The sequence below is a fragment of the Streptosporangium sp. NPDC000509 genome (assembly GCF_042898365.1).
GTDB lineage: Bacteria > Actinomycetota > Actinomycetes > Streptosporangiales > Streptosporangiaceae > Streptosporangium.
On sequence record NZ_JBIAYX010000008.1, the window covers coordinates 155122 to 173874 of the forward strand.

Below are 18753 nucleotides of genomic sequence, written 5' to 3' on the forward strand. Positions count from 1 at the left end.
GTTCCTTTGTGAACCCCCTCCCCAAAGTCTTGTGTGAGCCTTACGATCATGTAAGACTAGCGCTCGATTTTAAATAGTAAAGATTCTTTCCTGTTGCGCCTTCGGTGCTCGCACACACCGAACGCGCATACATCCGATCTTTAATGGGAGGTTCACTTGGTGAACCTGACCGTCCCCCAGTTGCTCAGGGATCGAGCCCTCGCCGACCCCGAGGGGGTCGCGCTGATCGTGCACGGCTCGGCTCGGCTCACCTATCGCGAGTGGCACGAGCGGTCCACCGCGCTCGCGAACAGCCTGGTCGCACGGGGCGTCACCCGAGGCGACCGGGTGGGTCTGGTGTTCGGAGCCGCGGACTGGGCGGACTACGCCGTGGCGTTCTGCGGGGTGCTGGCGGCAGGGGCGGTGGGCGTACCGCTCTCCGACCGCCTCGCCCTCGATGACCTGCGCCTCATGCTGGAGAACTGCCGCGCGACCGGCGTCGTGCACGCCCCGGGTCTCGCGGTGCCCGAGGTCGGCTGGAGCGCCACGGTCGACGGTCTGAACGTCGAAACCTCCTATGAGAAGGCCGATATCGCGCCTCCGGAGCCCGGAGATCTCGCCCAGATCCTCTACACCTCCGGTACGACGGGCCGTCCCAAGGGGGTCTCGGCGACCCATGCCAATCTGGCCTACGGCTGCGGTGCCAAACGCCGCCCGTTCGCGCACTCCCGGCATCTGGTCCACGCCTTCCCGATCGGGACCAACGCCGGACAGGCGATGCTGATCAACGCGCTCGACGCCCATCCGGCCGTCGTGACGCTGCCGCGCTTCACCCCGGCCCGTTTCGCCTCGCTGATCGAGTCCTACCGCGCGGGAACGGTCTTCCTCGTCCCCGCGATGGCCATCGAGCTGATCAACGCGAAGGTGGCCGAACGGCACGACCTGTCCAGCGTGCTGCTGCTCGGCTCGGCCGCCGCGCCGCTGCCCTCGGCCGTCGCCCAGGCGCTGACCACGGCCTTCCCCAGAGCGACGATCACCAACTACTACACCTCGACCGAGGCGGCCCCGGCCCAGACGGTGATGATGTTCGACCCGGACCGGCCGGGAAGCGTCGGCCGCGCCATCGCCGGAGGACGGGTCAGGATCGCCACCGCGGAGGGGGAGCCACTAGAGGCGGGAGAGACCGGGGAGGTCTGGATGCGATCCCCCGCGGCACCGCGCGCCTACTACGGCGACCCCGAGAACGGGACCTTCCGCGACGGCTGGGTGCGGATGGGCGACCTCGGCTACATCGACGCCGAGGGCTACCTCTACCTCGTCGACCGCGAGAGCGACGTGGTGAAGTCCGGGGCCTTCAAGGTCTCCACGATCCACATCGAGGAGGTCGTCTACCGGCACCCCGCGGTGATCGAGGCCGCCGCGTTCGGGGTTCCCCACCCCGTGCTCGGAACCGTCGTCGCGGTGGCCCTCGTCACCGAAAAGGCCCTCGCGCCCGAGGATCTGCGGATCTTTCTCAAGGACCGCCTCGCCCCGCACGAGTTGCCCGCGCACGTCATCACAGTCGACGCCCTGCCGCGCAACGCCGGCGGCAAGGTCGACAAGAAGGCCCTGCGCCGGATGACGGAGAGCGAGTGATGGCCGGTCTCCCCGCCGAGAACACTTCACGGAACGAGGTGGCGGAGACCTCGGAGACCTCGCGGGAGAACACGTCCGCGGGCCTGCCGGAGGTCACGTTCACCCAGCAGGGAATGTGGGTGACCGAGCAGACCGTGGGCGGGGGCGCCGCCTATCACATGCCGATACTCGTCCACCTGCGCGGCGATCTGGACACCGGCGCGCTCCTGGCGGCCTGCGCGGCGGTGGTCGCCCGGCATCCGATGCTGCGCGATGTGGTGGCGGAGGTGGACAACGAGCTGCGGCTGGTGCCGGGAGCCGAGGTTCCCGTACGCCGGGTGACGATCCCCTCTTCCGCCGATGTCGCCGCGGGGGCGGCGGGGGACACGCGCGACCTTTCGCCCTCGCCGCATTCGCCTTCCCGGGACGGCGAGAGCGGTGAGGACGGCGAGCGGTACGGGCGGGCCGTGCGGGAGGAGATCCTGCGCGCGTTCGACCTGGAGAAGGGGCCGCTGGCCAGGTTCACCCTGTTCGAGATCGGCCCCGGACGGAACCTCCTGCTCTTCGTCGCCCACCATCTGATCTTCGACGGGCAGTCGAAGGACATCCTGGTGCGCGATCTGGCCGCCTTCTACAACGGCGCGCCGCCGCCCCCGCTGCCGGAAATCGACCACGGCCGGGCCGAGCGCGACCGGGTGGCCGCCCTGCTTCCCGCCGCGCGCGAGTTCTGGAAGCCCCGCTGGCGCGATCCCGGCGAGACCGTCGTTCTCGGCCGCGCGCTGAGATCCCGGCGAGCGGCCGAGGGCCGGGTGCTGCGGTTCACCGTGAACCCGTCGATCGAGCCGGACCCGTCGCGGGACCTCTCCTCCACCCCCGTCCTGACCCGGTTCGAGGTGCTGCTCGCCGCGCTGCACACCCTGCTCCTCGGCTACGGCAACACCGCGGTCACCACCGCCGTCGACCTGTCGACCCGGACCCCCGAGGCCGCGGGACACGTCGGTCTGTTCGTCAACGAACTCCCGGTCGCCTCCGGTCCGTCCCCCGAGGCGACCTTCCGCGAGTTCGCCACCGCGCTGCGCACCGAACTGAGGGAGATCTACCGCTTCCGCCAGGTGCCGCTCTCCCGGGCGATGCCCCGCCTCAGACCGCACGCCGCGCTCGTCCCCGTCTCCGTCAGCTACCGCACCCGCCGCGACGCGGACCCGGTGTTCACCGGGCTCGACGCGTCGGTGGAGTGGACCGTCTTCAACCACGCGGTACGCGGCGCGCTGCACCTGCAGTGCGTGGACGGTCCCGGCGGGCTGGAGATCAGCCTGCGCCACGACCCCGAGACGGTGCCCGACGCCGCCAGGGTCGCCGACGACCTGCGTCTCCTTCTGGAACGCGCCACGCACAACCCCAACCTGACACTGCACGAAATTCTGGAGGACGAGATGGGTTCCGTCACCACGCTGAACGACCAGGTACGCGAGATCTGGGAAGAGGTGCTCGGCATATCACCGATCGCCGATGACGACGACATCTTCGATCTGGGGGGCCATTCCCTCACCATCACGCAGATCATCGCCCGGATGCGCAAGCGCCTGGACATCGAGGTCTCCCTCGACGACTTCTTCGACAACCCGACAATCGCCGGGATCGTGGACTCCCTCGGCGATGACTGAGATCCTCGACGGCCTCCGTCTCTCCCGCCTCGCCGACGACGACCTGGAACTCCTGCTGTTGGTGAGGCACTTCGAGCTCAAGCTCCTGGAGTTGTACGGCAGGGGCGACCTCAACGGCACCACGCACACCTGCCTCGGCCAGGAGTACGTCCCGGTCGCGCTGCGATCCCTGCTCGGCCCGGCCGACCACGTCTTCAGCAACCACCGGGGACACGGCCACTACCTGTCCAGGTTCCGCGACCCGCACGGCCTGCTCGCCGAGATCATGGGCAGGGAGGGCGCGGTCTGCGGGGGTGTCGGCGGCAGCCAGCACATCCACCGCGACCGCTACATGTCCACCGGCGTTCAGGGTGAGAGCATGCCGGTCGCCGCCGGTGTCGCGCTGCACCTCAAGCGCTCCGAGCCCGGCACCCTCGCCTGCGTCCACATCGGCGACGGCACCTGGGGCGAGGGCGCGGTCTACGAGGCGCTGAACCTCGCCGCGCTCTGGCGGCTCCCGCTGCTCGTCGTGGTGGAGAACAACGGCATCGCCCAGTCCACTCCGACCGCCTCGCAGATGGCCGGGACGGTGGCCGGCCGGGCGGCGGCCTTCGGCATCACGCACCGGCTGGTCGTCTCCACCGACGTCAACGAGATCCGCCTCTCGCTGGAACGCGAGATCGCGCGGGTGCGCGAGGGGCAGCCTCTGGTGGTCGAGTTCGTCACCCACCGCCTCGGGCCGCACAGCAAGGGCGACGACATCCGCCCGGCCGACGTCGTACAGGCCGCGAGGGAGAACGACTGGTACGCCCGCTACGCCCACGACCACCCCGAGCACTTCCACCGGCTCGACGGCGTCGTCAAGGCCGAGGTCGAGGCCGTCGCCGACGAGGTGGCCGCGCGCCCCCTCTCCCGCTGGGAGGGATCGTGCGTGTAGCGGAGAACCTCAACGCGGCCCTGCACGGGCTGCTGAACGACGACCACACCGCCTACGTGCTCGGCGAGGACATCCTCGACCCGTACGGCGGCGCCTTCAAAATCACCAAGGGGCTCTCCACCCGCTTTCCCGAGCGGGTGATCGGCACCCCGATCAGCGAGGGCGCGCTCACCGGCGTCGCGGCGGGACTGGCGCTCGCCGGTAACACGGCCGTGGCCGAGATCATGTTCGGCGACTTCGTGGCGCTCGCCTTCGACCAGCTGTGCAACTTCGCCGGCAAGTCGGTGTCGATGTACGGCAGGCGGCTGCCGCTGCGAATGGTGGTGCGCTGCCCCACCGGTGGCGGCCGGGGCTACGGTCCCACGCACAGCCAGAGCCTGCAGAAGCACTTCGTCGGCATGCCGGGACTGTCGCTGTACGAGATGTCCCCCTTCCATGACAACCGCGCGGTGTTCGCGGCGATGCTGGAACGGGGCGAGCCGTGCGTGTTCTTCGAGGACAAGGTCCTCTACACCCGGCAGATGGAACGGGTGGACCCGCTGTTCCTGATGCGCCGCGACGGGGACCTGGCCGTGGTGGACATCCGCGACGCGGGTGACCGTCCCGACTGCGTGGTCATCGCTCCCGGCGGAATGGTCCACCGGGTGCTGGGCGCGATGCGCTCCCTGATGATGGAGGAGGAGATCTCCGCCCGGCTGCTCGTCCCCTCCCGGCTCTACCCGCTGGACGTCGGCACGCTGCTGCCCCACCTCGGGGACGTCGTCCTGGTCGCGGAGGAGAGCACCGCCGGGGGCACCTGGGGCAGCGAGGTCGCCCACCTGCTGCACGCCCGTCTCTGGGACCGTCTGCGAGGACCCGTCCGCCTCGTCCACTCGCGGGACTCCGTGATCCCCACCGCCGCGCACCTGGAGAACGAGGTCCTGGCCGGGGAGTCCACGATCCACCACGCCGTACGGGAGGCTCTGCGTGGCTGACATCCACGTTCCCAAACTCAACAACAACGACACCGAGTACCTGGTCGTCGAGTGGCTCGTCGGGAACGGAAAGCCCGTCGTCGCGGGAGAGCCGATCGCCGTACTGGAGACCTCCAAGGCGGCCGACGAGCTGGAGGCGGGGGAGAGCGGCTACCTGCACCACGTCGCCGCCCTCGACAGCTGGATCGCTCCGGGCGCGCTCCTCGCCCGCATCACCGCCGAGGCGGTTCCGCAGCCCGCCCCGGTCACCGACGTACCCGCGCCGGTCACCGGCGTGCCCGCCCCGGTGGTCTCCGAGGACGCGGTGCGGCAGCGGGACGCGCCGGTGGCCGAGCCGGTCGTCACCGCTCCCGCGCGGGTGGCGATGGAGGAACTCGGCGTCTCCCACGCCGAGGTCGCGTCCCTGGGCCTCGCCGTCGTCCGCAGGACCGACGTGGAGGCCCTGGTCCGCCGCCGTACCGGGCAGACGGCCTCCGACGTGCACGAAGACGTGCACGAAGGCGCGCGGAAGGAGCGGCAGGACGCGCGGGAACCGGCCGCGGACCCGGGCGCGCACCGCCTCTCGCGGGTGCAGCGTGCCGTCGCGCGTGCCGTCACCACCTCGCACGCGACCATCCCCGCCGCGTACACCGTGGTGAAGTTCGAGGTGGGCCCGCTGCTGGAGCGGGCCAAGGGGCTGAGCAGGGAGGTACGCAGGCCGGTCGGGCCGGCGGAGCTGTTCGTCCAGGCCGTGGCCGCACTGCACCCGGCGTTCCCGCTGTTCTTCGCCTCGGTCGACGGTGACCGGGTACATCCGGCCGACGCCCCGCGCGTCGGCGTCACCTTCGACATGGGAGAGGGCCTGTACGTGCCGGTCGTCCACGACACCGGCTCGCTCAAGGCCATCGCCGACGCGCTCATGCGCTACCGGCTCGCCGCCACCGAGGGGGACTTCCGCGAGAAGGACCTCACCGGTGCCAACATCGCCGTCACCCTGCACACCGACGCCGACGTCATCCTCGCGATCCCCCTCATCTTCCCCGGTACGGTCTGCGCTCTCGCGATCACCTCGCCGCAGCCCGAACCGCGACTCGCCGAGGACGGCACGGTGACGATGAGAACCGTCGCCAACATCGGCCTCGCCTACGACCATCGGCTGATCAACGGACGGGACGCCGCGCTCTTCCTCGCGGCCCTCCGGATGGAGTTACAAGCGTGACCGAGACAACACTGTCGGACGCCAAGAAGGCGCTGCTCGCCAGGCGGCTCAAGAGCCGCGGAGAGTCACGGGCCACCGTCGCCCGCCGCGCCTCAGGAACCGTCCCGCCCCTGTCCCACGCCCAGGAACGCCTGTGGTTCCTTGAGCAGTACCGGCCGGGCACCACCACCTACACCGTCCCCGTCGCGGTGCGTCTGCGCGGTGAGCTGGACGAAGACGCGCTGCGCCGGGCGCTGGACGAGCTCGTCGCGCGCCACGAGGCCCTGCGGACGCGGTTCCTCACCACCGACGACGGCACCCCGGAACTCGTCATCGACGAGCCGGGTCCGGCCGCGCTGCGCGTCGTCGAGGCGGACGGCGTGGACGCCGCGATCGAGCTGCTCGACGCCGACCTCGCCGTCCCGTTCGACCTGGAGCACGGCCCGCTCTTCCGCACCGTGCTGGTGAGGATCGCGCCCGACGACCACGTCCTCCTCATCGCCGCCCACCACACCGTCATCGACGGCTGGTCCAGCGACCTGCTCATCCGCGAGCTGCTCGTCCTGCACGACGGCGGGACCCCGCCGCCCGCACCGGTCGGCTACGGCGACTACGCCCTCTGGCAGCGGGGCCGCGACCACCGCCGCGAGATCGACCACTGGCGCGACCGGCTCGCCGGGCTGCCCGCGATCGAGCTGCCCACCGACAGACCGCGCCCCGCCGAGCAGCGCCACGAGGGAGCCGCCCTCGACGTCCGGGTGGACGCCGACCTCACCAGGCGGCTCACCGAGCTGGGTGCCGAGGCCGGCGCCACGCCGTACATGACGCTGCTCGCCGCCTTCCAGGTCCTGCTGGCCCGCTACTCGGGACAGACGGACTTCGCGGTCGGCTCCCCGGTCGCCGGGCGCGGGCTGCCCGAGCTGGACGGGGTCGTCGGCATGTTCGTCAACACCCTGGTCCTGCGCGCGGACCTGGCCGACGACCCGTCGTTCACCACCTTCCTCGCCAGGACGCGCGAGAGCGCGCTGGACGCCTACGCGCACCAGGAGCTCCCGTTCGACCAGCTGGTCAACGAACTGAACGTGATCCGTGACGTGAGCCGGTCGCCGCTCGCGCAGGTCACCTTCGCGCTGCAGAACTTCAAGGCGGGAGAGGAGGACGGGCGCGTCTCCTACCTCACGCTCCCGGCGAGGACGACCCGCTTCGACCTCGGCCTCTACCTGTTCGAGAGCCCGGACGGGCTGGTCGGCCACCTCGCCTACAGCACCGCGCTCTTCGACCCGGAGACCGTGGAACTGCTGGCGGCGCGCTTCGAGACGCTGCTGCGCTCGATCGTGGCGGACCCGGACACGCGGGTGGGCGAGCTGTCGCTGCTCTCCGACGAGGAGCGGGAGAGGGTCCTGGGCTTCGGCTCGGGTCCCGCGCTCCGGCCGTCGGGTCACGACCTGCTGCACGACCTCGTCACCGCGCGGGCCGCGCTCACGCCCGGTGCGACGGCCGTGGTCCACGAGGGCTCGCCCGTCTCGACCACGCTGCCCGCCACGCGCGGCGGCTCAGGGCCGGGTACGGCGTCGACGGCGGGCGGCTCGCTGACGTACGCCGAGCTCGACGAGCGTTCCACCAGGATCGCCGCCCTGCTGAGGAACCGTCACGGCGTGGGCCCCGACACCAGGGTGGGCGTCTTCCTCGACCAGTCCACCGACCTGGCCGCGGCCGTCATCGGCGTGCTGAAGGCCGGTGGCGCCTACGTGCCCCTCGACCCCAAGCAGCCCCGTGACCGGCTGGCGTACATGCTCGCCGACGCCGGAGCCGTCGCCGTCCTGACCACCTCCGCCCTGAGCGACCTGCTTCCCGACGTCGCCGGCGCGCCGACGATCCGCCTGGACTCCGAGGCGCTTGACGAGACCGGGTTCGAGCCACCGGAGGTGTCGCCCGGCCATCTCGCGTACGTGATCTACACGTCGGGGACCACCGGGCGGCCGAAGGGCGTCGGGGTGCAGCACCGGCAGGTGCTCAACTATCTCGCCGGGGTCGAGGAGCGCTTCGAGGTCGAACCCGGTGGGGTCTACACCCTGCTGCAGTCGCTCTCGTTCGACTTCGGGGTGACGATCTTCTACCTGTCGCTCATGACCGGCGGAGAGCTGCACCTGGCCGACCCGCAGGCCCCCGCCGAGGAGCTCGCCGGGCTGCTGAGCGGCACCGACTACCTGAAGATGACCCCCTCCCACCTCGCCTCGCTGCTCGCCGCGGTGGACGACCCCGCGCAGCTGCTCCCGCGCAAGCTCCTCGTCCTCGGCGGAGAGGCCTCCCGGTGGAGCTGGGCCCGCGAGCTGACCGCGCACACCACGGTGGTCAACCACTACGGCCCCACCGAGGCGACGGTCGGCATCTCCACCCACGCCGTCACCGGCGAGCACGAGCGGGCGCTGAACCTGCCGATCGGCAGACCGCTGCCCGGGGCCGCGGTCTACGTGCTCGACGAGCACCTGCGGCTGGTCCCGCCCGGCATGACCGGCGAGATCTACCTCGGCGGCGACCGGCTCGCCCGCGGATATCTCGGGCGGCCCGGCCTGACGGCCGAGAGATTCCTGCCCGACCCGTACGGCGGGCCCGGCGCCCGCATGTACAGGACCGGTGACCTCGGCCGGTGGCTGCCCTCGGGCGACCTGTGCTTCCTCGGCCGCCGCGACCTGCAGGTCAAGGTCAGGGGCTACCGGGTGGAGCTGCCGGAGATCGAGTCGGTGCTCGCCGACCAGCCGGGGATCGCCCACGCCGTCGTCGACCTGCGCGGGGACCGGCTGGTCGCGTACGTGGTCGGCGAGGTCGCCGGAGACCAGATCAGCGTCAGCGAGCTGCGGGCGCGGCTCGGTGAACGGCTCCCCGAGTACATGATCCCCGGGCGGTTCGTCTGGCTGGACGAGCTGCCCCTGAAGTCGCACGGCAAGGTCGACCGGGCCAGGCTGCCCGAACCCGACGAGGCGCGGCCCGACCAGGAAGCCGGATTCGTCCCGCCGGAGACGCCTCTCGAAGAGGCGATCGCCGAGGTGTGGGCGAAGGTGCTCGGCCTGGTACAGGTCGGCGTGCTGGACGACTTCTTCGACCTGGGCGGTCATTCGCTGCTCGCCGCACAGGTGGTCGCCCGCCTTCGGAAAGCCATTCCTGAAGGCGGGCGCCAGGTCACGATCCTGGACCTGTTCAAGCACCGGACCGTCCGCGAGCTGGCGCGGCTCGTCGAGACGGCCGACGACGGCCCGCGCATGCTGCTGCACCGGCTCACCCCAGCCCGCGCGGCCACCTCGACCCTGGTCTGCGTGCCGTACGGCGGCGGCAGCGCCGCCATCTACCAGCCGCTGGCCGACAGGCTGCCCCAGAACTGGGCGCTGCACGCGGTCGCCGTCCCCGGCCAGGAGATGGGGCTGATCGAGGAGACCCGGCCGGTGGCGGAGGTCGCGCAGGGCTGCGTGGACGAGATCCTCAAGGACATCCGAGGCCCGCTCGCGCTGTACGGGCACTGCGGGCTCGGCGTCATGCTGACCGTGGAGATCGCTCGCCGTCTGGAGGCCGCGGGCCGCCCGGTCGAGGCGATCTACCTCGGCGGCATCTTCCCCTTCGCCCGCCCCACCTCGGTGCTGGCCAAGCTGTCGAACCTGACCGACCGCCTCCGCAGCGACCAGGTCTGGGCGAACGCCCTGCAGGCCGCGGGCCTCGACGTGGAGGACCTGGAGCGCGACCAGCTCAAGCTGATGATCGACAACCGTCGCAAGGGCACCAAGGAGGCGGAGCGCTACTTCACCCGCCTCTTCGAGGAGGGCGTCGAGCCGCTCAAGGCGCCGATCATCTCCGTGGCGGGCGACCGCGACCCGGCCACCGAGTTCTACCAGGAGCGCTACCGCGAGTGGCATCTCCTCACCGGCTCCACGGCCGTGGTCGTCCTCGACGAGGCCGGGCACTTTTTCCTGAAATATCGGGCGGAAGAGCTCGCGACCATCGTCACCGGCACCCACCGGGCCATCGCCTCGGGTGACACGGCCAAGCTGGCCCGCACCGACCGGTCCACCTGGTGGCTCGGCGGCGTCTCCACCCAGGACGACCTCGCCGAAGTCGCCCCGGCGACGACGGCACCCGCGATCACCGGTGCGGGACCGGTCGCCCCCGCCGGTCCTGACTCCACCGGTCCTGACTCCGCGGCGTCCGCCCTTCCCGGCTCCGGTACGGGCGGCGCGCCACCGGGGACGACAGACCCGCTCGCGACGGGCACCCCGGCACGCTCGGGACCTCCGCCCAGCATGAAACGGTTCGCCGTCGTGGCGGGCGGGCAGCTCGTCTCGATCGTCGGGTCGTCGCTCACCGAGTTCGCCATCCCGCTGTGGATCTACATCACCACCGACTCGCTCGCCAGGTTCGCCCTCTTCTCCGTCCTCGCGCTCGTCCCCGGCATGCTGGTCTCCCCGTTGGCGGGAGCCCTCGTCGACCGCCACGACCGGCGTAAGATCATGATCGCCGGAGACATCGGCGCGTTCGGCACCCAGCTGACACTGGGCATCCTGCTGTGGACCGGCAACCTGCAGATCTGGCACATTTACCCGCTCCTTGTGCTGCTGTCGATCGCGCTGACCTTCCAGCGCCTCGCCTACAACTCCGCCATCCCGCAACTGGTGCCCAAACGCTTCCTCGGGCACGCCAACGGTGTGGTCCAGATGGTCACCGGTACCGCTCAGCTCGTCGTCCCGCTGGCCGCGGTCGGCCTGATGGCCGCGATCGGGCTGGAGGGCATCCTCGTCCTGGACGTCGCCGCGTACGTCTTCGCGATCAGCGTGCTGCTCTTCGTCCGCTTCCCGAAGACGATGGCGTGGAAGCGCAGGGAGTCGCTGGTCGCCGAGATGGTCGAGGGCTGGAAGTTCTCCTGGGGCAACCGGGGCTTCCGCGGCATGCTGTTCTTCTTCGCGGTGCTGAACATCTTCCTGTCCCCGCTGTTCCTGCTCATCTCACCGCTCGTCCTGGGCTTCGCCACCCTGGACGACGTCGGCCGGATCTCCTTCTTCGGCGGTCTCGGCGTCTTCCTCGGCGGCCTGACCATGACCGTCTGGGGAGGCCCGCGACGGCAGCGGCTGCGCGGCGTCATGCTCTCCACCCTCGTGCTCGGCGTCTTCTGCCTGGTCACCGGTCTGCAGCAGAACCTGATCCTGATCGGGATCGGCGCCTTCGGCATGTCGTTCTGGCTGACCATGCTCAACGGCGTCTACGCGACGATCATCCAGGTCAAGGTGCCGCAACGCTTCCACGGTCGCGTCATCGCGCTCAACACGCTCGTCGCCTGGTCGACCCTGCCGGTCGGCTTCGGCCTGGTCGCCCCGTACGGCAGCGAGCTGTTCGAACCGCTGATGCTCCCCGGAGGGCCGCTGGCCGACACGGTCGGCCTCGTGCTCGGCACCGGCGAGGGCCGGGGCGTCGGCCTGATGTACGTGCTGTTCGCCGTCGCCATCGTGGTCACGGCGCTGGTCGCGATGCGGACCCGCACGCTGTCCAGGTTCGACACCGACGTCCCCGACGCGCTCCCGGACGACCTGGTCGGCTTCCAGGCCATCCAGAGGCGCCAGGAGCGCGAGCGTGAGGAACGCGAGCGCGGCGAGCCGACCGCCGAGGTGATCTCGATTCGGAGATGACGTCCTTCCCACGCCCGAAGGCGGGGTCTCCATGCTGAAAGCGATCACTTCTCCCGGCCGGCCGGCAGAGGCGCGGTCTTTCATCAGGACTCAGGGCCCGGGAACACAGAGTGCTCACCTGTCGGCGGCCACCACCGGGAGTCCGCCGGATGGCTTACTCCCGGAACCGATCAGGAAGACGACGACCCCGTCCTGAGCGGCGTGACCCCGGCCCTCTTTCGGAGAGGGCCGGAAGGAACGGGTGAAGAGAAAACGGACGGGGCGCGGTCGACGACCACGCCCCGTCCTCTCATGTCTGTCCGGCTACCCGCGCGGCGTCAGTACGCCCAGCCACCGGGGGCGAAGTCCTCCCAGTGGTAGAAGTCCCAGTAGTACCCACCGTTGACCTGCGCGAGCTGGCTCTCCTCCAGCTCGGTGCCGATCCCAGCCAGCTCGGACAGCTGAGGCTTGGCCTTGGCCATCGTTGTTTCCCCTTTCGATCTGACAACGCGGCCAATGTCCCAACCTCCGGTTGCGAACCAGTGGTGGACGACTGCAATCGCCTCGCCGAGCACACGCGCCGACACGGGCAAGACCGGATGACAGGTCATGGAGCGCGCGTATCGATACGGGCGGGACCGGACAACGGGGCATGGAGCGCACGTATCGATACGAGGGCCGGATGACAGGTCACGTGGCACGCGTGTCGACGCGAGGTGGGACCGGACGACAGGTCACGGTGCTCTATGCCCGCAGACGCAGCCCTCTCGGGGTCGGGTGGAAGCCGGCGGACTCCAGGGCCGCGCCCAGGGGGGAGTCGTTGACGGCGGTGCCGTCCGCCCGCTCGACGGTGAGCTTGCCCAGGGCGCCGTCGCGCACGGCGAGCGCGAGGGCGTCGACGGCGGGCTGGAGACGGTCGTCACCCGAGAAGGAGAGCAGGGTCTTGCCGCCGCGCTCGACGTAGAGGGCGAGGTGCCCGTCGACGAGCACCACCAGGGACCCGGCCTTTCTGCCCGGCTTGTGGGACACCTCCCCGGGATGGGCGGGCCACGGCAGGGCCGCGCCGTACGGATTGGCCGGGTCGGCGGCCGCCAGCACCACCGCCCGCCGGGTGCTCGCCTCCGCCCTCTCCGGCTTCCGCGTGCTCCACGGGTCGGGCGCCGGCGCCGTGTCCGGCCCGGTGGGGGAGAGGGATGTGGAGCGCATCCGGTCGACGGCGCCGGGAAGGGCGAACTGGGCGCCGCCCAGCCCTTCCACGAAGTAACCCCTACGGCATCGGCCGCTCTCCTCGAAGGCACGAAGCACCTGGTAGACGGCGGCGAACCCGCCCGGCAGCCGCTCGCCGGTCACCGCCCCCCTGGTCACCACGCCGTGTCGCTCCAGCAGCACCTCGGCCTGGGCGTGGGCGCGCTGGGTGGTGTCCTCCGCGAGGGCGGGCAGTGCCCACCAGCGCCCGCTCACGGTGGGCGGGCCGCTCCTCGTCGGCAGCACCGCCCGACGGCGCCTGGTCGGGGCCGGGCGATGCGCGGGGCGTCCCGTTCCGAGGACGGCCCGCAGCGGCGCGAGCGTGTCACCGGTGATCCGGCCCGACCACACCAGATCCCACACGGCGGCGGACAGGGCGCGGTCATCCGGGACGGAACCGGTCAGGAGCGCGCCGACCCGGCTGCCCAGCTCGCGGAAGAACAGCGCGCCCCCGCCGCCGAGAACCTCCAGCACCGCCTCGTGCACCGGCGTCAGGGTGACGTCGGCGGGAGGGGGCATCAGCAGCGGCGCGGTGTCGGCGAAGTAGAGCGACACCCAGCCGTCACCGCCTGGCAAGGACCCCTGCCCTGCCCAGACCACCTCGCCCGAGGCGGTCAGCTCGTCCAGGAGCGACGGGTCGTATCCGGGCACCCGCGAGGGCAGGATGAGCGTCTCCAACGCCGACGCGGGCACCGCCGCACCCTGCAACTGCTCGATCGCGCCCACCAGCGCGTCGATCGGCGGCCTGCCCCGTGGGGGAGAGCCGCTGATGCCGTGCCAGGCGGGCGCGAAGGCGGCCAGGGTCTCCGGGGAGACCGGCTCCACCTCCTTGCGGAGCCTGGCGAGGGACCGGCGGCGCAGCATCCGCAGCACCCCCGCGTCACACCACTCCTCACCGCGGCCCCCCGGCCTGAACTCCCCGCTCACCACCCGCCCCGAGGCGGCCAGGCGGCGCAGCGCGTCGGTGACGACCGCGGCACCGAGGCCGAACCTGGCCGCGGCGGTGCTCGCGAGGAAGGGGGCGCGCGTACGGGCGTGCCGGGCGAGCAGGTCGCCCAGCGGGTCGTCGACCGGCTCCAGGAACGCGTGCGGCACACCCACGGGCAGCGGCACGCCGAGCGCGTCGCGCAGCCGGGCGGCGTCCTCGATCGCCGCCCACCGCTCCTGCCCCGCCACCCGCACCCTGATGGCCCGCCGGGAGCCCTCCAGCGCGGTCAGCCACGCGGGGTCGCCCTCGCGCACGCCGACGTCCTCGGCCACGAGGGGGCCGTGGGAGCGAAGCAGGTCGGCCAGGTCCTCGGCGTCGCGCAGCGGCCTGTCCAGCCGGGCCAGCTCCCGCTCGGTGTCGGTGATCACATCGAGGTCGAGCAGCTCGCGCAGGTCCGCCTGGCCGAGCAACTCGGCCAGCAGGCTCGTGTCGAGCGCGAGCGCCTGGGCGCGTCGCTCGGCCAGCGGGGCGTCGCCCTCGTACATGAACGCGCCGATGTAGTTGAACAGCAGCGACGCCGCGAACGGCGACGCCTGGCCGGTCTCGACCTCCACCAGCCGGACCCGCCGCGCCTCGATGTCACGCATCAGCCGGACCAGCCCCGGCACGTCGAACACGTCCTGGAGGCACTCGCGCATCGTCTCCAGCACCACCGGGAACGACCCGTAGCGACCCGCCACGCTCAGCAGGTGCGAGGCGCGCTGCCGCTGCTGCCAGAGCGGCGACCGCCTGCCCGGCACGCGGCGCGGCAACAGCAGGGATCTTCCCGCGCACTCGCGGAACCGCGCCGCGAACAGCGCCGAGCCGCCCAACTCCTCGGTGACGATCCGCTCGATCTCGTCCGCGTCGAAGATCGCGACATCGGACGGAGGATCGGAGAGCGTGTCGGGAACACGCAGCACGATCCCGTCGTCGGAGTGCACGGCCTGCACGTCGACGCCGTAGCGCTCCCGCAGCCGCCGCCCGATCGCCAGCGCCCACGGCGCGTGCACCCGGGCACCGTACGGGGAGTGCACCACCACCCGCCAGTCGCCCAGCTCGTCGTGGAAGCGCTCGACCAGCAACGTCCTGTCGTCCGGCACGTAGCCGGTCGCCTGCCGCTGCTCGGCCAGGTAGGAGAGCAGGTTGGCCGCGGCGAACTCGTCCAGTCCCGCCGCCCTGATCCTCTCCAGGGCGCCCTCCCGCGCCGCGTCGCCCGCTTCGGCCTTACCCGTCTTCCCGTCCCCCGCTTTCGCTTTCCTCCTCTCTCCGTCTCCCGTGCCTCCCGCTCCGGCGCTTCTCGCCTCCGCCGCTCCCGTCCCCGGGCTCCGGGTGCCTCCGCCTCCCACTCCGGCGTCCGCGCCCGCCGCCGACATCTCGCGGAGGAACGCGCCGATGGCCCTCCCCAGCTCCGCGGGCCGCCCCGCGGTGTCGCCATGCCAGAACGGGAGCTTTCCCGGCTGGCCGGGGGCGGGCGTGACCAGCACCCGATCGGCCGTGATCTCCTCGATCCGCCAGGAGGTCGCGCCCAGCACGAACACGTCACCGGCCCGCGACTCGTAGACCATCTCCTCGTCCAGCTCGCCCACCCGGGAGGACTTCTCTCCGACCAGGAACACGCCGAACAATCCCCGGTCGGGGATGGTGCCGCCGTTGGTGACCGCGAGCCGCTGGGCTCCGGGACGGCCCCGCAGGGTGCCGGTCACCCGGTCCCAGACGATGCGCGGCCGCAGCTCGGCGAACTCCTCGCTCGGGTATCGCCCGGCGAGCATGTCGAGCGTCGCCTCCAGCGCGCTCCTGGGCAGCGTCCGGTAGGGGGCGGCCCGCCGCACGACCTCCTCCAGCTCGTCGACCGTCCACTCGTCCAGCGCGGTCATCGCGACGATCTGCTGGGCGAGCACGTCGAGGGGGTTGCGCGGGTAGCGCAGATCCTCGATCTCCCCGCTCCTCATCCGCTCGGCCACCACCGCCGTCTGGACCAGGTCCCCCCGGTATTTGGGGAAGATCACGCCGCGCGAGACGGCCCCCACCTGGTGCCCGGCCCGGCCGATCCGCTGCAGGCCGCTCGCCACGCTCGGCGGTGCCCCGACACACGCCACCAGGTCGACCGCGCCCATGTCGATGCCGAGCTCCAGGCTGGAGGTCGCGACCACGGCGGGCAGCCGCCCGGACTTGAGCGCCTCCTCGATCTGGGAGCGCTCCTCCTTCGACACCGAACCGTGGTGGGCTCTCACGATCTCAGGGACGACCCCCTTGGCCGCACCGGCCTGCGCCATCATCGCCGCAGGGGTGGAGATGGAGGCCGGTGGCACGGGGAACCCCTCGGCCCAGTGCACCGGCTCCGCTCCCGCGCCCTCCGCCGCCGCCCGCTCCCCGCCGTCGTCCCGTCGCTCCCACGCCAGCTCGTTGAGGCGGGTGCACAGTCTCTCCGCGAGCCGCCGGGAGTTGGCGAACACGATCGTGGAAGCGTGGTCGCCGATCAGCTCGAACAGCCGCTCCTCCACATGCGGCCAGATCGACCGCCTGGCCGGGGTCTCCGTCAGCCAGCGGTCGTCGTCGGGGGCGGGGGCGGGGGGAGGCGTGTCGAGCTCGGTCATGTCCTCGATCGGGACGACCACCTTGACCGCGATCTCCTTCTCGGAGGGCGGCTGGACCACTGTCGCCGGGCGCGTCCCCCCCAGGAAGGCGGCCACCTCGCTCACCGGGCGTACGGTCGCGGACAGGCCGATCCGCTGGGCGGGCCTGGGCAGGAGGGTGTCGAGCCGCTCCAGGCTGAGGGCGAGGTGCGCGCCGCGCTTGGTGGCCGCCACCGCGTGCACCTCGTCGACGACGACCGTCTCCACGTCGCGTAACGCCTCGCGGGCCTGGCTGGTGAGCAGCAGGAACAGCGACTCGGGGGTGGTGATCAGGATGTCGGACGGCCTGGTCGCGAACCGGCGCCGCTCCTCGGGGGAGGTGTCGCCCGACCGGATCGCCACCGAGATCTCCGGCACCGGCAGACCGAGCCGCCGCGCGGTCTGCCTCAGCCCGGCGAGCGGGGCCCGGAGGTTGCGCTCGACGTCGACGGCGAGAGCCTTGAGCGGCGACACGTACAGGACCCGGCACCGCCTCGCCGGCTCGCCGTCCCCGCGAGAACGTCCCCGCCCGCGCCGCGAGCCCGCACCGCCCGCCTGACCCGTACCGGAGGTCTCGGCGTCGGGGGGAGGGGCGGAGGCGAGCCGGTCGAGCGACCACAGGAAGGCGGCGAGCGTCTTGCCGGAGCCGGTGGGCGCGACCACCAGGGTGTTGTCACCCCGGGCTATCGCCGCCCACGCCCCCTCCTGCGCGGCGGTCGGCGCGGAGAACGCCCCGGTGAACCAGTCTCTGGTCATCCGGGTGAAGTGGTCGAGCGCGCCGCCCGTGCCCGTTGCCTCGCTCATCGCCGCCCCCCTGGCTCCCGGTCCGCCGACCAACCGGGTCACCGCCCATACTGCACGGTCCCACCGACAGAACCCGCCACCGCCGACCGGCGGGCGGGAGTGGACGGACCGCGCGTCACCTGCGGACACACGAACCGGCCTCGCGGCGGGAACGAGGGAGATCACGCCTCCCGGGGTCTTCCCGACGCCCTGCGGCCATGACATGGCGTCCGGGATAGGTTGGCCCCCTGTCGTCACGGACACGACTTCGACGAACACACGACGCATTGAGTGGTGAGCTAACGGTGAGCATCGACCATCAGGCCATCGAGGCGACACGCGAGCGGATCAAGGCGGAGCACCTCAGGGAGCACCGCCCGCCGAGCAGCGCGAGGGGGTTGCACCACTTCGCGCTGATCTCCTCCGACGTCGAGACGACGATCGCGTTCTACCAGGACCTCCTGGAGTTCCCGCTCACGGAGATCTTCGAGAACCGCGACTACCGGGGGTCGAACCACTTCTTCTTCGACATCGGCAACGGCAACCTCCTCGCCTTCTTCGACTTCCCCGGCCTGGACCTCGGCCCCTACAAAGAGGTTCTCGGCGGGCTCCACCACATCGCCATCTCCGTCGATCCCTCCACGTGGGAGCGCCTGCGGGGCAAGCTGGAGGCGGCGGGAGTGCCGCACCAGGTCGAGAGTGGCGCGTCCATCTACTTCGCCGACCCCGACGGCGCACGCCTGGAGCTGCTCGCCGACCCCCTCGGCGAGATGTACGGCTCCCGAGTGCTCTGACGACTCCGCCTCCTCATCCCGGACCTCGGCCGCCCGCGTTCTCACCGGCGACGGGCCTTCCCCCGTACGTCTCCCGTCCAGGTCCCGGCGGACCTGGACGGGAAATCGGGAGACGGGGTGGTTCGCGGTCAGGCGGCGTCTCGGAACGGGCTCCCCCACCCCGGAGTGGACCCATACTTGGGGTATGCGCCTGTCGGAATTCTGGAAGCGGATGAAGTCACACTTCGGTGACCAGTACGCCGACTCATGGGCCAACGACTACGTCATCGCCGACCTCGGCGGTCGGACCGTGGTCCAGGCGCTGGCCGACGGCGTGGGGGCGAAGGAGGTCTGGCACGCCGTGTGCGGGGTGACCGACGTCTCACCCAGGCTCCGCTGAGAGC

The 18753-nt window shown here is 71.5% G+C and carries 10 protein-coding genes; 8 read left to right on the forward strand and 2 right to left on the reverse strand.

The genetic code is table 11. The annotated features are described in order from the left end of the window. Positions 1 to 159: 159 nt before the first annotated feature. From ACFY3D_RS16640 to ACFY3D_RS16665, 6 genes are read left to right on the forward strand one after another with little or no spacing between them, the layout of a single operon-like run. Positions 160 to 1614, forward strand: a complete 1455-nt coding sequence (locus ACFY3D_RS16640) for a class I adenylate-forming enzyme family protein (protein WP_389980255.1) — start codon at positions 160 to 162, stop codon at positions 1612 to 1614. Next, on the forward strand, positions 1614 to 3257 hold the full coding sequence (locus tag ACFY3D_RS16645; RefSeq protein WP_389980257.1) for a condensation domain-containing protein: 1644 nt from the start codon (positions 1614 to 1616) through the stop codon (positions 3255 to 3257). Before ACFY3D_RS16640 ends, ACFY3D_RS16645 begins: the two co-directional genes overlap by 1 nt. Next, on the forward strand, positions 3250 to 4173 hold the full coding sequence (locus ACFY3D_RS16650; RefSeq protein WP_389980259.1) for a thiamine pyrophosphate-dependent dehydrogenase E1 component subunit alpha: 924 nt from the start codon (positions 3250 to 3252) through the stop codon (positions 4171 to 4173). The genes ACFY3D_RS16645 and ACFY3D_RS16650 overlap by 8 nt, the downstream gene beginning before the upstream one ends. Next, positions 4164 to 5147, forward strand: a complete 984-nt coding sequence (locus ACFY3D_RS16655; protein ID WP_389980261.1) for an alpha-ketoacid dehydrogenase subunit beta — start codon at positions 4164 to 4166, stop codon at positions 5145 to 5147. The genes ACFY3D_RS16650 and ACFY3D_RS16655 overlap by 10 nt, the downstream gene beginning before the upstream one ends. Beyond that, a complete protein-coding gene (locus ACFY3D_RS16660) occupies positions 5140 to 6345 on the forward strand; it encodes a 2-oxo acid dehydrogenase subunit E2 (protein WP_389980263.1) in 1206 nt (401 codons plus the stop codon). Before ACFY3D_RS16655 ends, ACFY3D_RS16660 begins: the two co-directional genes overlap by 8 nt. After that, a complete protein-coding gene (locus ACFY3D_RS16665) occupies positions 6342 to 11987 on the forward strand; it encodes an amino acid adenylation domain-containing protein (RefSeq protein WP_389980265.1) in 5646 nt (1881 codons plus the stop codon). The genes ACFY3D_RS16660 and ACFY3D_RS16665 overlap by 4 nt, the downstream gene beginning before the upstream one ends. Before the next feature lie 317 nt (positions 11988 to 12304). Here ACFY3D_RS16665 and ACFY3D_RS16670 read toward each other — a convergent pair whose 3' ends face one another. Then, positions 12305 to 12448: a hypothetical protein gene (locus tag ACFY3D_RS16670; RefSeq protein WP_350944646.1), complete on the reverse strand. Its 144-nt coding sequence runs from the start codon at positions 12446 to 12448 to the stop codon at positions 12305 to 12307. 262 nt (positions 12449 to 12710) lie between these two features. Further along, complete coding sequence (locus ACFY3D_RS16675) at positions 12711 to 17597, reverse strand: ATP-dependent helicase (protein WP_389980267.1); 4887 nt, start codon at positions 17595 to 17597, stop codon at positions 12711 to 12713. Between the two features lie 284 nt (positions 17598 to 17881). On the opposite strand from ACFY3D_RS16675, the gene ACFY3D_RS16680 reads away from it, so the two are divergent. After that, positions 17882 to 18370, forward strand: coding sequence for a VOC family protein (locus ACFY3D_RS16680; protein WP_350944643.1), 489 nt, complete (start codon positions 17882 to 17884; stop codon positions 18368 to 18370). A 184-nt stretch (positions 18371 to 18554) separates the two neighbouring features. Further along, complete coding sequence (locus tag ACFY3D_RS16685; protein ID WP_386199321.1) at positions 18555 to 18749, forward strand: DUF3046 domain-containing protein; 195 nt, start codon at positions 18555 to 18557, stop codon at positions 18747 to 18749. Positions 18750 to 18753: the final 4 nt, after the last annotated feature.

Excerpts from the sequence above, each read along its gene's own strand:
- ACFY3D_RS16645 (WP_389980257.1), top strand. The coding sequence starts at position 1,614 with ATGGCCGGTCTCCCCGCCGAGAACACTTCACGGAACGAGGTGGCGGAG.
- ACFY3D_RS16650 (WP_389980259.1), top strand. The coding sequence starts at position 3,250 with ATGACTGAGATCCTCGACGGCCTCCGTCTCTCCCGCCTCGCCGACGAC.
- ACFY3D_RS16670 (WP_350944646.1), bottom strand. The coding sequence starts at position 12,448 with ATGGCCAAGGCCAAGCCTCAGCTGTCCGAGCTGGCTGGGATCGGCACC.
- ACFY3D_RS16675 (WP_389980267.1), bottom strand. The coding sequence starts at position 17,597 with ATGAGCGAGGCAACGGGCACGGGCGGCGCGCTCGACCACTTCACCCGG.
- ACFY3D_RS16685 (WP_386199321.1), top strand. The coding sequence starts at position 18,555 with ATGCGCCTGTCGGAATTCTGGAAGCGGATGAAGTCACACTTCGGTGAC.